This window comes from Pelorhabdus rhamnosifermentans, assembly GCF_018835585.1.
Taxonomy (GTDB): Bacteria; Bacillota; Negativicutes; order UMGS1260; family UMGS1260; genus Pelorhabdus; species Pelorhabdus rhamnosifermentans.
Genome location: NZ_JAHGVE010000002.1, coordinates 18485 through 33123 on the forward strand (window position 1 = coordinate 18485; position 14639 = coordinate 33123).

The window sequence follows — 14639 nt, forward strand, 5'->3', positions numbered from 1 at the left end:
CTTATGTGGGATGAGTTTGTTGAACAAACTGTTAATTTAAATCATGCAAAGGAAGTTCAAGCAATACGTACATTTTTACTTCCCTTTGATTTGTCTTTTGATGATAGTAAGGTGGATTATACAGTTGCCTTATATCACAAGGATAATCTTGTAGCGACAGGTTCATTGAGTGGTTGTGTTTTGCGTAATATAGCCATTAATGAATCTTTGCAAGGGGAAGGGTTGACAGGAAAAATTGTCACTCATCTCTTGAATGTTGCGGCTCAGCGGGGTTACTATCATACCTTTTTATTTACGAAGCCGAAGAATGTTCAGTTTTTTACTCAGTTAGGATTTGTGCTTTTGAGTCAAGTGAAGCATGCGGCACTGCTTGAAACAGGTTTGCCATCCATTTCTCATTACCAGCAGGAACTTCGTAATCAAACGGCTTCTTTGCCATCAGGGCAAAGGGCCGTCCTGGTTATGAATTGCAATCCGTTTACAAAAGGTCATCAGGCATTGATTGAAAAGGCGGCACGGGAAAATGATGCTGCTGTTGTCCTTGTTGTCAGTGAAGATCAATCTGCTTTTCCTTTTGCTGTTCGCTATCGTCTGGTGCAACTAGGTACAAAGCACCTTGCCAATGTAAAAGTGCTGCCAAGCGGTTCCTATACGGTATCACAGGCTACTTTTCCCGGATATTTTACTCACGGAATGGATACAATTATTGCACAGACAGAGTTAGATGCTACGCTTTTTGCGCAGCATATTGCATCTGTTTTGGGAGCTTCTGTGCGTTATCTTGGGGAAGAACCTTATAGTCCGACGACACAGGCATATAATGAAGCGCTTCTTCGTATTTTGCCGAAGTATGGTGTGAAAGTGAAAATTATTCCGCGTGTAGCCGTGCAAGAAGAAGTGATTAGCGCTTCGAAAGTTCGCGATTTACTGAGTTCACAATCAATTGAATCTGTTGAACCCTTTGTGCCTGTAGCGACGTATGAATTTTTGCAATCCACCGAGGCACAGCCAATCATCGAGAATATTAAAAAAAATCAAGCAAAATAATTTGCGGTGGGTTGATAGTTGTCCCTGTTTCTACTACAATGTAATAGAGAGTGGTTGATTTTTTAACTACCAATATAATATTCGAGGGGGATATATGATGGATTTAAATGAAGAATCTGTCCAGTTGCACAAAGATCACCAGGGGAAGTTGGCTGTTATTAGTAAAGTGCCTGTTAAGAACCGCCATGACCTTAGTATTGCCTATACACCCGGCGTAGCTGAACCCTGTCGCCGCATTAAAGAAAATAAAGACTTATCTTTTGCTTATACTTGTCGGGGAAATATGGTTGCCGTCATTTCTGATGGTACTCGCGTGCTTGGTTTAGGGGATATTGGTCCGGAAGCAGCACTACCTGTTATGGAAGGAAAATCAGTGCTGTTTAAAACATTTGCTGATATCGATGCAGTGCCTATTTGTCTGGATACAAAAGATCCTGCTAAATTTATTGAAACAGTCAGGTTATTACAGCCGAATTTTTCCGGCATTAATTTAGAAGATATTTCGTCACCAAAGTGTTATGACATTGAAGATGAATTGAAAAAGATTATGGATATTCCTGTTTTCCATGATGATCAGCATGGGACGGCCATTGCTGCTTTGTCTGCACTTATTGGAGCCTTGCGTTTTGTTAAAAAAGATATTAAAAAGGCAAAGATTATTGTCAATGGTGCAGGGGCAGCGGGTTCCGCCATTGCCAGGCTGATTGTTAATGCCGGTGCAGAAAATATGATTGTTGTAGATCGTTTTGGTGCTCTTTATGATGGCATGGAAGGTCTCAACCGTATTCAACAGGGATTGGCAGAAACAACGAACAAGAATAAAGTTCAGGGTTCTTTAGCTGATGTTGCTAAAGGAGCAGACGTACTTATTGGCGTTTCAGCGCCGAATGCTTTTACCAAAGAAATTATTGGAGCCATGAATAAAGGTTCTGTCGTCATTGCCATGGCTAATCCAATTCCGGAAATTAGCTATGATGATGCCAAAGCAGCTGGAGCTACTGTTGCTGGAACGGGTCGTTCCGATGCGCCGAATCAGGTAAATAATGTTACTGTTTTCCCAGGCGTTTTCCGGGGTGCTCTGGATGTTCGTGCACGCCAAATCAACGAGGAAATGAAAGTGGCTGCAGCTTATGCCATTGCCGGACTTGTTGCTGATAGCGAGCTTAAAGAAGATTATGTTTTACCTGACGCTTTTGATCCCCGTGTGGCTCCTGCTGTTGCTGCGGCTGTTGCGAAGGCCGCTATGGAAACTGGTGTAGCAAGAATTTCGGTGGACCCAGAAGTTGTGAGAGCCAATACGGCCAAACGGTTACAACGATAAATTGTTCCAAGGGAGGGGCTTTATGCGTACTGTTGATGTAGCTGATATTACAGCAGCTGTTGCGAAAATGTCGATGGATGCGAACTATTATTTATCTGAAGACATTTTGGTAGCGCTGAAGGCTAGTGAAAAGAAGGAAAGTTCATCACTTGGCAAGGATATATTAGGCAAGCTCATTCAAAATGCAGGCATTGCACGTGATGAACAAATGCCAATCTGTCAGGATACAGGGATGGCTGTTTTTATTGTTGAATTAGGCCAGGATGTTCATATTACGGGTGGTAGTTTTGTCGATGCCATCAACGCAGGAGTAGCTAAGGGGTATACAGAAGGTTATTTGCGTAAATCTGTTGCAAGTGATCCGTTGTTTGAGCGCAAAAACACGCAAGATAATACGCCTGCCATTATACATATTGAACTTGTTCCTGGGGATCAGCTGAAAATTATGTTGTCACCCAAGGGATTTGGCAGTGAAAATAAAAGTGCCCTTAAAATGCTTGTTCCTGCCGATGGTGTTGCGGGAGTAAAAAAGTTCATTCTTGAAACGGTAAAAAAGGCCGGTTCCAATCCGTGTCCGCCCATGGTTGTTGGCGTTGGCATTGGCGGTACTATGGAAAAAGCCGCTTATTTATCCAAGAAGGCCTTGTTCCGCCCTATTACGAGGCATAACAGCGATGAACGTTATGCTAAGCTGGAAGCAGAACTCATGGAGCTTATTCATCAGCTTGGTTTAGGACCGCAAGGACTTGGCGGAGATACGACGGCATTGGCAGTAAACGTCGAGTATTTCCCAACACATATTGCTGGATTGCCTGTGGCTGTCAATATTAGCTGCCATGCTACAAGGCATGCTGAAGTGGTATTATAAGGAGGGCATTATGGCTGAACCCATTCGGATTGTTACACCCTTAACGAAAGAAAAAGCACTGTCCCTGAAAGCAGGGGATAGTGTGCTTATTACAGGAACGATTTTAGCCGCGCGTGATGCGGCACATAAGATTATGATTGAAACACTTGAACGCGGTGAAAAACTACCTGTTGATTTTACGGATCAAATTGTTTATTATGTAGGCCCTTCACCAGCAAAGCCCGGTCACCCCATTGGTTCGGCTGGCCCGACTACAAGTGGTCGTATGGATGCTTATACACCGCAAATGATTGAACAAGGTTTGCGTGGTATGATTGGTAAAGGCTATCGGTCTGATGCAGTTGTGGATGCAATGAAAAAACATGGTGTTGTTTATTTTGCGGCTATTGGCGGTGCGGCAGCACTTGTTGCAAAAACAGTAAAAAAGTATGAAGTCTTAGCTTATGAAGATTTAGGCCCCGAAGCACTAGCGGCCCTTACAGTAGAAGATTTTCCGGCCATTGTTGTTGTGGATAGTCAGGGAAATAACTTCTATGAAATTGGTCAAAAGCCTTATCAAAAACTTGAAATTTAATAGAAAATCTTAAAATAGAGGCATATAGCTTGACAGCTATATGTCTCTGTGCTATAATTTATTTTTGTCAGGACAATTTATCTAGTTAACAATGCAGATTGTTATGTAAAAAGGAATAAAAAAGATCTTGACAAGAACAACTGACTTTGTTATAATTAACAAGTCGTTAAACGGGGCGTGGCTCAGTTTGGTAGAGTACCTGGCTTGGGACCAGGGGGTCGCAGGTTCGAATCCTGCCGCTCCGACCAATAAAAAATTGTGAATAAACCTTTCACAGTCATGTGATGGGTTTATTTTTTACCAGATCCTATTTTTTCTTATAATGTTTTATAAAATACTAGTTGACATTTTAATATTATGAGGTATAATATTATTTGTCGGTGAAATGCAGTGTTCGTTTTAAATGATCAAGATGTGATTTAGTGACTAGTTTAGTTAGTAAGAATTAAATATTTCGTGCGGGTGTAGCTCAATGGTAGAGCGTTAGCCTTCCAAGCTAATCACGAGGGTTCGATTCCCTTCACCCGCTCCATTTGTGTGTTTAGAGCATGTGCTTGTAGCTCAGCTGGATAGAGCAACGGCCTTCTAAGCCGTGGGTCGCTGGTTCGAATCCAGCCAGGCACACCAATAAAAACTCAGTCATAGCAAGGCTTCCGAGGTTTCGGGGTCTTGCTATTTTTATTATATATTGGAATTTGTTGCGCACGGCGAGAAGTGGCATCGTGAACCATGTGGCTGAGGATAGAAAGAGGACTGCTGCTTTGCTAATCAACGGTATTTCGGCAAGAACAACAGGAAAATTCGCATAAAATGTGGGACTATGTTGACTGATCAAGAGAAAGTGGCGGCGGTACTTTGGTACTAATACCCTTTTATTGCGGATAAGCTAAAAGATACTGGAGGTATGAAAATGAGTAATTTTATTAAAATTGGAATAATTGGAGATTTTGATTCGGAACGTCCATCTCATAAGGCGACAAACGAAGCATTAAATCACTGTGCGAATTATTTAGGAATTAATATAGATTTAGAATGGCTACCTACTGAATCATTAGAAATTGATACAAATAAAAGCATCACAAAATTTGATGGACTTTGGTGTGCACCAGGAAGTCCTTATAAGAGCATGAAGGGAGCAATAAATGCAATTCGATTTGCAAGGGAAAAGGACTATCCTTTCATTGGAACGTGTGGCGGTTTTCAACATGCAGTAATAGAGTATGCTCAGAATAAACTAGAATTAAATAATGTACAACATGCAGAGTATAATCCAGATGCTTCAAATTTATTTATTACTGCTTTATCATGTTCTTTGGTTGGAGAAACACGTAAAATTTTTATCAATAAAAACTCTATGATTTTTAAGTTTTATAATAAAACAGAAGTGGAAGAACGCTATAATTGCAATTTTGGAATTAACCCTGATTATCAAAAATTGATAGATGAAAATGGTTTTAAAGTGGTTGGTACAGATGAAAAGGGTGAAGCAAGAATACTTGAATTACCACAAAATAAATTTTTTATAGCTACATTATTCCAACCTCAACTAAGTTCATTACCTACAAATCCTCATAAACTTATTTTGGCATATTTAACTTGCTCGAAAGAATTTCATTTAAAGCGTTAGTATAAAAGATTTTAGACAGAATGATGGCATTTTCTTAATTTGGTCCAGAAAGTTTGCAGTCAAAGATTGAAAAACCTTTATAAGACTTGGAGGAAATAGAGAAAAAGAAATCAGTCATAGCAAGGCTTCCAAGGTTTTGGAAGCCTTGCTTTTTTGCATTATATGGAATTCAGTGTGTTATTGTTGTGTTAATTTATAAATTTAAAGGCTTCTCCTGTACTTTTAAGGAGAAGCCTTTGTTTTATTTTATTTTAAGAATTAATTTTATCAGCAATTAATTTTTTTCGGGTATCGCATGACCATATCACCCTCCTAAATGTCCTAGTTTAACTGTATGGTAATTTATTTTTATATTGGACTGCAAACTTGCTCTTTTTATTTGAATTTACGAAATTTATTGTATTTTATCAAAAAATAAAAAAATTATTTAAAATAAAAAAACTGAAAAATAAAAAAAAGATTGATTAACATACCTGAGTATGCTAATATAAAAAGCAACGATACAGAATTATTACATAATTATGTGATTTATGAATTCTACGGTATGTTATTTTAAAAATGAGGAGGGGAAGGAAACTGACTGATTACTTTTTTTTATTGGTTTCAAAGGGGAGAAAGTTAGCAATTTTGGATGTAAAAGCAAAAGCCAAATGAAGTCTAAATGAAGGGAAGGGAAAGGAAAGATGAAAAAAACGGTATTTTTGCTAATCATTGCTCTAGTTCTGGGAGTTTTGGGAACTGCATTTGCTGCGGAAGCCCCTTTCTCCGATGTACCTGCCAATCATTGGTCCTATAATGCTATTACAAATTTGTCTAAGGCCGGTCTAATAGAGGGGTATAGCGACGGTACTTTTGGCGGTCATAAGATTGTTTCCCGTTACGAAATGGCCATTATCATAGCTAGGATTATGACAAAACTGGATAAAGCAGATGATGATCAAAAAGCTATTGTTGGAAAACTGTCAAAAGAGTTTGCGAATGAATTGAAAAGCCTTAATGTTAACACTAGCTCAATAGAGCCGAGAGTAGCTGCATTAGAGCAAAAGGCCCATGTGTGGTTTGGCGGTGAATCCCGCTTCCGTTTTTTTGGAGATCATCCGGGTCAACCCGGTTATAAGAGTTTAAGAGGGTCAGATCAATATGATTTTCGTCAACGATTTAAATTCTACGGGGATATTAATGAGAATATTACTTGGAATGCTTATCTAGAAACAAATCCAGTAAAATTCGGAAATAAAGAGACCTTAACGGTGGATGTAGCAAATGTTACGATGAAGAACTATTGGGGTTTGGATTCTATTCGATTCGGACGTTCTCCCGTGGATGCCTTTGGGTCCGGATTGTTTGGCAAGCCAACCAATAGTGATGGCGTTATGATTAAAAAGAAAATCGGTACCGCTGATTTTAAAGGTTATGTAGGCAATGTAAAGACAGGAAATAATGCTGATGGATCGACTACAGCAATTTCTACTGCCAATACGGTTACTTCGGGTGAATTGGGCTTTAAGATAGATGACTCACTGACAGTTAAAACTTCGTACTATTGGTCCGACATTTATACGGATCAAGGTGCCATGAATATTGCATCCGGTTCATTTAACCAATCAAATGGGTATGATTTGGCATTTCTCAAAAAAACCGGTAAACTCTTCGTGCTTGGCGAGTACATGGGTACCCAGCTTTCGGGGGCAAAAGGAATACCAAGTAATCCTAAAGGATGGTATTTGCAGATCAGTAATGGGGTTCCAACGTTTTTACTTTATCCTATTGCTAACATAGTAGATGTTAAAAAACCAGGTACTGACGCTTGGGTAGTTTCTTATCGCAGCATTGATCCTGGTACTTTGCCTGCAGGAATAGGTGGTTTTAGTATGATGACATCCCAGTCTTATACTAGTGCAATTTCTGGTAGCGGTTGGGGAAACTACAATATTTATACAAAAGCAACAGATAATGTAAATGCTTGGTATTTTGCTTATCAAAAGGTTTTAGCAAAAAACTTTCTAATCTCCTTTGATTATCAAATAATTAACATTAAAAATAAAGCGGTAACAAGTGGTTTGATTGGAAATGCGTTGGATAAATGTTATCTTATGAAACTGGAATATTTTTATTAATTTAAGCAACCGTTAAAAGCTTGATAGGAAAGGGATCTGTTTGTACCAATTTAAATAATGATGCAAGCAGATCCTAAGTCCTTTGCAGGAACTTTGAAAATGGGGAGAGTGATGGAATTGGATAATCTTACGACGCAGGCGAATGAAGCCACGAAGGCAGACCCCTGGGAAACAATAAGTTATCATCGGGCAATATTTGCATTCGCTTGTATTCTGTTGAGTTATTCAATTTTTTACGTTGACCGGGCACTTGTAACAAATATTATGCCTCGTGTTGCTGGGCAACTTAATGGAATAAATCTTTATTCCTGGGTATTTACTGTTAATATGCTAATTGCAACCTGCATGGCACCAATATGGGGTAAACTTTCCGATACTTACGGGCGCAGAAATATTTTTCTGACAATGTTGGGAATTATTGTTGTTGGGCTAATCCTATGTGCTGCAAGCCCTTCGTTTATTGTGCTTATTGCAGCAAGAGGAATAGTAGGTATTGGTACTGGAGGTTTACAGGCAGTAACTTTTGCAATAATTGCCGACTTATTTGCACCTGCTAAAAGAGGGAAATACAGTGGATTTACTGTTGTAATGACGGCAATTGCTAGTACCTTTATACCGGTTTTGGCTGGTTGGATTACGGATGTATTCGGTTGGCGCTGGAGCTTTATTTTGCCAATACCCTTGGCCCTTTTAGCATTAATTTTGGTTTATGTTGTTGTGCCTAATATATGTAGTGAGAAAAAAGCCAAAATGGACTATTTAGGCTCTTTGCTTCTAGCGGCGGCATCAGTTCCTTTATTATTAGCTTTTTCATGGGCTGGATCATTGTACAAATGGGGTACTCCTGTCAATATTGGCCTGATTGGTTTTTCACTTGTCATGTTTGTAGTTTTTTATCGTCACGAATGCCAGATCCCTTATGCACTTGTTTCCCCACGTTTACTGAAAAACAGGAATTTTATGACAGCGTCAATGGTTTCAACTTTTATGGCATTTGGTCTTATGGCCGGAATTATTTACATTCCCCTATTTACGCAGGCTGTTTTAGGACTCAGCGCTACGATGCATGGCGTGGTAGCAGGGCCGGCGGCTGCAATTCCTGCAGTATCCGGTATTATCGGTGGTTGGTTAATGAGTAAAACCAAACATTATAAATGGCTTTTAATTTTGGGTCCTGCTTCCAGTGTAGTGGCATTACTTATCGTAAGTCAGCTTCAACCGGGAATTAATTTGTTTTTGCTTGCGGCAATTCTGTGTATTCAATGGATATTTGGGGGGTATATGCCGGCAGTAAATCCTATCGCTGCGCTTAATGGCCTTAAACCAGAGGAATCCGGACAAGCAGCCGGAACCTTATATTATTTTGCTTCGTTAGGATTTGCACTTGCCCCTTCTTTACTTGGTTCTGTCATGAACAGTACGTTCACTTCCACTTTCAATGCTAAGCTTACTCCTGTATTGGCGTCGTCTTTGACAGCCACACAGCTTGCAACTCTTCATAATCCCAGAATTTTAGTTGATGCGGCTGCTATGAAGACGTTGGAAAATTCTTTTGCTGCGACTGGTCCACAAGGTCCCGAACTTTTCAAACAAGCAGTTGAGATTGTTCACTCAAGCATGCAGCAAGGACTTCAAAGCGTATTTATTACTGCAGCACTTTTGGTGTGTATTTCTGTTGTTTGTGCTCTTAGTATTAAAGAATTGCCTATGCCGGATAAAATTCCGGGACGAAATCGGTAAAAAGCGATAGGTGTACGGTTATGGACATTATGTAAGAAGAGAGGTTTGTGAAAGGAAGTGATTGAATATGGCAGATTTGGCATCGATCGTTGCTTCAGCGGAAACCTATGCTAAATTGAATATTAATGATTGTAATGTCATAGTTACTGATGCGGAAGCAAGAATTCTCCAATTTATTCCAGCTAAGACATTTGGCTCGAATTTCAAAATAGGTACCATTCTTACCGGGGGAGTAGTTGTCGAATGTCTTGCTACAAAACAACGTGTTTTACGAGTGATTCCAGAGCACGTGTTTGGTATAAAACTTAAAGTAATTGCTGATCCAATTTTTTCGGAAGATAGACAGGTAGTTGGGGCTATTAGTGTTGGTACATCAATGAAATTGCAGGATACGTTACATGGCGTTGCTCAGTCAATTGCTGCAACATCTCAGCAAATTTGTGCGACTATTTCAGGGTTGGATAGGGATGCCAATTCATTGGCGGATAATTTGAATAAGGTAAACAAGGGCGGGGCAACCGTTCTTTCAGAAGTAAAAAAAACAGATGAGATATTAAAATTTGTTAGTGAAGTAGCTGATAATTCAAATCTGTTAGGTCTAAATGCGGCTATTGAGGCTGCTCGTGCAGGAGAAGTTGGTCGGGGATTTGCTGTTGTAGCAGAAGAAATTCGTAAGATGGCAATCAATAGTTCAGAATCTGTTAGGAATATAAAGACTATCATGCAAACAATCCAGAAGGAATCACAGGAAGTTGTTAGAACAATTGTTACTACTGCTGAATTTAGTGAGCAACAGGCAAAGGCTACGGGAGAGATTTCAGCAGTTATGCAACAATTAACTTCAAATGCTGCGGAGTTGGAGAAGATTGCGACTGTTTCATAAATGTTAATCAGATAGTAGAATGGTAACTTGTGCTATTTGTAGGCCTCTCATTTAAGAAAGGGCTGCCTTGAAAGCCAAAAATCAAACCGATGTAATTTAGACATAACTAATAGCCTCGCATATTTTTGCGGGGCTGTCTTTTTTTGTATAGGAAATTTATAGATATTTCAACGGTGTCAAAGAAGCTTCATATCGGTAGAGTGTTTTCGCTTATCCGCAATAAGTAGCGTATTTATTAGGGCATCATAATCTCTTTGGCCTAGTGTAGTGATATCCATATTACCGTCTTTAATACACCATTCAATATATAATCCGAATTTATACCTGATTATGATGTCTGCTAACAGTTCAGCTGGCATATCATTTCTAATATCGCCGGTTGATTGGCCTTCCTCGATTATTTTTATAAGAATATTTTTCTGAACAGCGCTGTCGCCGCCGACGAATTCCTGGTAATGAGAATCAATTTGTACTTTAAATGAGCTTTTCATTTCTTCAAGCGAAGTAATTTTTGGATAATCCAAAAATCTTTTTATAATTTTTTCTAATTTTTGTAAAGGTTTGTCGGCAGAAATTGAATGGTAATATTTTAGTAAAGAATTTTCATTGAATTTGTATTTCATAATTAGAATATCTGATTTTGAATTAAAGTGATGATAAAAGGCCCCTTTAGTAAGACCTATTTGATGACAAATATCGTTTATTGTTACATTATCATACCCTTTTGCATCAAAGAGTGCTAAGGCAGTGGAGAAGATTTTTTGTTCTGTTTCCAAGGATTGGATTTCTCGAAGGTTCATAGAATCACTCACTTTTTCTTTATTATTTTACTATTTTATCACGATCTGAAAATTTTTCCCATTTAAAAATGCGTAAATAGAAAAATATTGACTTACATACTCGGGTATGTTAACATTTAGATACCGGGGTATGTAAGTCAAAAAGCAATCTATTTTTGGAGATATGAATTAAATTAAAGGAGGAGAAAAAATGATTTTAGAACCGGCACAAAATCTTAATGTAGTGGATGAGGCAGATGTAGTAGTAGTAGGCGGTGGACCTGCGGGGGTATCCGCAGCGATTAGCGCAAAACGCAACGGCGCTAAAAAGGTTATCTTATTAGAAAGATATGGCTACTTGGGTGGTATGGCTACCGGTGGTATAGTAGTTTTAATTCCGCATCTAAGTACGGGCCCACAGATTGAACAGGCTGGAATGGTAATGGAATGGCTGGACCGCCTTGCTAAAAAACCCGGTGGTGTTATAGGCACTAATAAGCGGGATGTCGGCAGTAACAACCCAGAACTGATTGAGTCGTGGCGTAACTATTTCTCGTTAGTTTGGGCAAATGTAATTTGTTATGGAGCTTATGCTGATCCGGAAATGCTAAAGATTGTTTTAAACGAGATGGTGGAAGAAGCCGGAGTGGATGTGTATCTGCACAGCTGGGGCTGCCGGGCGCTGGTAGAAGAGGGTACCGTTAAGGGAGTTGTCTTTGAAAGTAAAGAGGGAAGACAAGTCATATTGGGAAAAATTGTTATTGATTGTACCGGTGATGGAGATATTTTTGCTTCAGCAGGGGCGGATTTTGATTTGGATCCCGATAAGTCAATCCGAAATGGTATGATGGCGCTTGTTTATCGGATAGGGAATGTAGATTTTGAAACATTCGCAAAATACAAGGCAGAAAACCCAAAAGAATGGGGTAAAAATGTTGAAAAGCTTCAGGAGATTGCAGGATTTAAATCATTACCGTTTCCGACGCCGAGGAATGATGTTATGTGGGTAAACAATTGGATACCTAATAGAGACTGTTTGAAAGTGAAAGATCTGACTAAAGTAGAGTTTGAGGTTAGAAGAACTGTTTTAGACGTAATTGAGTATTTGAAAAAGGAAGTACCCGGGTTTAATAAAGACAGCTTTTTGCATGATACGGCACCACAGGTTGGCACGCGTGGCAGCCGTAGGGTAAAGGGTATGTACAAAGTTCTGTATGACGATATCAAGCAGTTAAAGAAACATAGTGATGTTATTTCCGCAGTACCGGCTATTGATTTGTCAGTTTCAAAAGCTGCGGCACATATACCCTATCGGGCCTTGGTGCCTAAAAAAATTAATAACTTGTTAGTTGCGGGCAGAAGCTTTTCTTCTGATGTGGAAGCGAATAACTGGACGAACCTTATTCCTCATTGTATAACAATGGGTGAGGCAGCCGGAGCGGCAGCCGTACTAGCTTTGGATTCTAATGTACAGCCAAGGGACATAGATGTGAAGGTTTTGCAAGGAATGTTGAAGAAGCAAGGCGTTTATTTGCCTTAATTAGTCTAACCTGAAGATAAAAAGATACCAAAAAGGGATTAGAGCAAACCGTACATGCAAGTTTGTTTAATTGATAAGCTTGCATGATACACGGTTTCGAATTTATTGGAAGTTATTTGAAGAAGGGAGGGGGATTTATGTATAGAGTACTCGCCGTTAATCCGGGAGCGACATCGACAAAGCTAGCGGTATATGAAGATCAAGAGTCCTTATTTAAAATGACAGTAGAACATCAAGATAAAGAGCTTGAATCGTTTCAATCTATTTTTGATCAATATCCGTATCGATTGGGTCTAATTCGAGACGCCTTACACAACAGAGGAATTGGACTCGACACAATACATGCTATAGTGGGACGGGGCGGACTTTTAAAACCCTTAACGGGTGGTACGTATTTGGTTAATAATTTAATGATAGAAGATCTTAAAAAGGCCGCACGAAGTGAACATGCTTCCAATTTAGGAGCTATTCTGGCATTTAATTTGGCTCAGAATTATAAGGTGCCGGCATATATTGTTGATCCGGTGTGCGTAGACGAAATGGATCCGGTAGCAAAGATATCCGGTTCGCCTGAGTTTGAACGTATTAGTATGTCGCATGCGCTTAACATGAAAGCGGTTTCTCGTAAAGTAGCCCTTGATATGGGAAAAAAATATGAGGACCTTAGATTAGTAGTAGCACATTTAGGTACTGGAGTTACCCTTTCGGTTCATTCTACAGGAAAAATGATTGATATTTGCGATGGTCGTGAAGAGGGTGCCTTTTCACTTGATCGTTGCGGGGGATTGCCAATTAATCAATTAGTGAAACTATGTTATTCTGGAAAATACACCTTCAATGAAATTAAGGAGAGATTGTTTACTTCCGGCGGTGTTTATGCTTATTTAGGTACAAAAGATGTTCGTCAGGTAGAGAAGATGGCTGCTGATGGTAATAAAAAAGCAGACTTACTGCTGGCGGCATTTTCTTATCAGGTTGCAAAAGAAATCGGTGCTTTAGCTACTGTATTAGAGGGAAATGTTGATCGTATTATTTTAACTGGCGGAATTGCTAATTCGGCTAAAATTGTCGGTGAGATTACTAGAAGAGTCGAATTCATAAGCCCTGTTATTGTGATTCCCGGGGAAGAGGAATTAGAATCCCTTGCCAATGGTGCTTTAAGAGTTTTGCGGGGGGAAGAACTCCCCCTGGTATATCAGTAAAAGAGAGGCGAGTAGGGCATGCTTCAAAATTTTAGGGAAGTACTGGAAAAAGCCAGGCAAAAAGGAAGTGTAACTGTAAGCGTAGCAGTTGCACAAGATTTGGAAGTTTTAGCGGCAGTCAAGGCAGCACAGGATGCAGGGCTTATTCGTTCCATCTTGGTGGGAAATGTTGATTTAATAAAGCCAATGTTATCGAAAGTAGGATTACCACTTGACACACCTTTAGTTCATGAAGAGGATGACAGTCAGGCCGCATTGATAGCAGTTTCACTTGTTAAAGAAGGAAAAGCAGATATTTTAATGAAGGGCATGGTAAACAGCGGCACTTTTTTAAAGGCCGTATTGAATAGTGAAGTGGGGCTAAGAACTGGAAGACTGCTTAGTCATCTGGCTGTGTTCGAAATTCCAGGGGAACAAAAATTAGCCTTTCATACTGATGGAGGAATGAATATTGCTCCTACATTGGAAGAAAAAAAGGACATATTGATTAATGCTCTAATTGCGCTAAAGGCGCTCGGAATTGACCATCCTAATGTCGCAATCTTGACGGCAAATGAGATGGTTAATTCTAAAATGCCTGCTACAGTGGATGCTCAAACACTTGTCACATTAAATGAAAAAGAGCATTTTACAGCCGGGATTATTGAAGGACCTATCGCTATGGATGTAGCAGCAAGTAAACAAGCTGCGGAACATAAAGGAATTAAGAGCCAAATTGCTGGCGCAGTCGACCTTTTTGTCGTGCCCAATATTGAGGCGGGAAATCTTGTTGGTAAAACACTCGTTTATTATGCTAAAGCTAAAAATGTGGGTATTGTTGTGGGGGCAACCCATCCTATTGTTATGGCATCGCGATCCGCTACAGCAGAGGAAAAATTAAACGCTATTGCATTAGCTTGTTTGGCGGTACCGCGTTAAATACTGATGTGAAAATGATAAGA

The 14639-nt window shown here is 39.6% G+C and carries 12 protein-coding genes and 3 tRNA genes; 14 read left to right on the forward strand and 1 reads right to left on the reverse strand.

The window, feature by feature from the left end:
- Window positions 1–3: 3 nt before the first annotated feature.
- The 11 genes from citC to Ga0466249_RS26995 all read left to right on the forward strand — a co-directional run bounded on the left by citC (window position 4) and on the right by Ga0466249_RS26995 (window position 10177).
- The gene (citC, locus tag Ga0466249_RS03300; RefSeq protein WP_215828024.1) at window positions 4–1047 is read left to right on the forward strand and encodes a [citrate (pro-3S)-lyase] ligase; all 1044 of its coding nucleotides are present in this window, start codon (window positions 4–6) and stop codon (window positions 1045–1047) included.
- 97 nt (window positions 1048–1144) lie between these two features.
- Window positions 1145–2368, forward strand: coding sequence for an NAD(P)-dependent malic enzyme (locus Ga0466249_RS03305; RefSeq protein ID WP_215828292.1), 1224 nt, complete (start codon window positions 1145–1147; stop codon window positions 2366–2368).
- A 22-nt stretch (window positions 2369–2390) separates the two neighbouring features.
- Entirely contained in the window at window positions 2391–3236 is an 846-nt protein-coding gene (locus tag Ga0466249_RS03310; protein WP_215828025.1) for a fumarate hydratase, read from the forward strand.
- A 10-nt stretch (window positions 3237–3246) separates the two neighbouring features.
- On the forward strand, window positions 3247–3810 hold the full coding sequence (locus Ga0466249_RS03315) for a Fe-S-containing hydro-lyase (protein ID WP_215828026.1): 564 nt from the start codon (window positions 3247–3249) through the stop codon (window positions 3808–3810).
- Between the two features lie 171 nt (window positions 3811–3981).
- Window positions 3982–4058: transfer RNA gene (locus tag Ga0466249_RS03320), tRNA-Pro, on the forward strand.
- A gap of 210 nt (window positions 4059–4268) precedes the next feature.
- A tRNA-Gly gene (locus Ga0466249_RS03325) sits at window positions 4269–4342 on the forward strand.
- An 18-nt stretch (window positions 4343–4360) separates the two neighbouring features.
- A tRNA-Arg gene (locus Ga0466249_RS03330) sits at window positions 4361–4437 on the forward strand.
- Between the two features lie 283 nt (window positions 4438–4720).
- Entirely contained in the window at window positions 4721–5437 is a 717-nt protein-coding gene (locus tag Ga0466249_RS03335; RefSeq protein ID WP_215828027.1) for a CTP synthase C-terminal region-related (seleno)protein, read from the forward strand.
- 683 nt (window positions 5438–6120) lie between these two features.
- On the forward strand, window positions 6121–7554 hold the full coding sequence (locus Ga0466249_RS03340; protein WP_215828028.1) for an S-layer homology domain-containing protein: 1434 nt from the start codon (window positions 6121–6123) through the stop codon (window positions 7552–7554).
- Between the two features lie 99 nt (window positions 7555–7653).
- Entirely contained in the window at window positions 7654–9294 is a 1641-nt protein-coding gene (locus Ga0466249_RS03345; protein ID WP_215828029.1) for an MFS transporter, read from the forward strand.
- 67 nt (window positions 9295–9361) lie between these two features.
- Window positions 9362–10177, forward strand: coding sequence for a methyl-accepting chemotaxis protein (locus tag Ga0466249_RS26995; protein ID WP_215828030.1), 816 nt, complete (start codon window positions 9362–9364; stop codon window positions 10175–10177).
- A 176-nt stretch (window positions 10178–10353) separates the two neighbouring features.
- Here Ga0466249_RS26995 and Ga0466249_RS03355 read toward each other — a convergent pair whose 3' ends face one another.
- Window positions 10354–10977 (reverse strand): TetR/AcrR family transcriptional regulator, encoded by a 624-nt coding sequence (locus tag Ga0466249_RS03355; RefSeq protein WP_215828031.1) that lies wholly within the window; start codon window positions 10975–10977, stop codon window positions 10354–10356.
- A 190-nt stretch (window positions 10978–11167) separates the two neighbouring features.
- On the opposite strand from Ga0466249_RS03355, the gene Ga0466249_RS03360 reads away from it, so the two are divergent.
- From Ga0466249_RS03360 to Ga0466249_RS03370, 3 genes are all read left to right on the forward strand, one after another.
- Window positions 11168–12496: an FAD-dependent oxidoreductase gene (locus tag Ga0466249_RS03360; protein ID WP_215828032.1), complete on the forward strand. Its 1329-nt coding sequence runs from the start codon at window positions 11168–11170 to the stop codon at window positions 12494–12496.
- A 137-nt stretch (window positions 12497–12633) separates the two neighbouring features.
- Window positions 12634–13698: a butyrate kinase gene (gene buk, locus Ga0466249_RS03365; protein ID WP_215828033.1), complete on the forward strand. Its 1065-nt coding sequence runs from the start codon at window positions 12634–12636 to the stop codon at window positions 13696–13698.
- Between the two features lie 18 nt (window positions 13699–13716).
- On the forward strand, window positions 13717–14616 hold the full coding sequence (locus Ga0466249_RS03370) for a phosphate acyltransferase (protein WP_215828034.1): 900 nt from the start codon (window positions 13717–13719) through the stop codon (window positions 14614–14616).
- The last annotated feature ends 23 nt before the right edge of the window (window positions 14617–14639 follow it).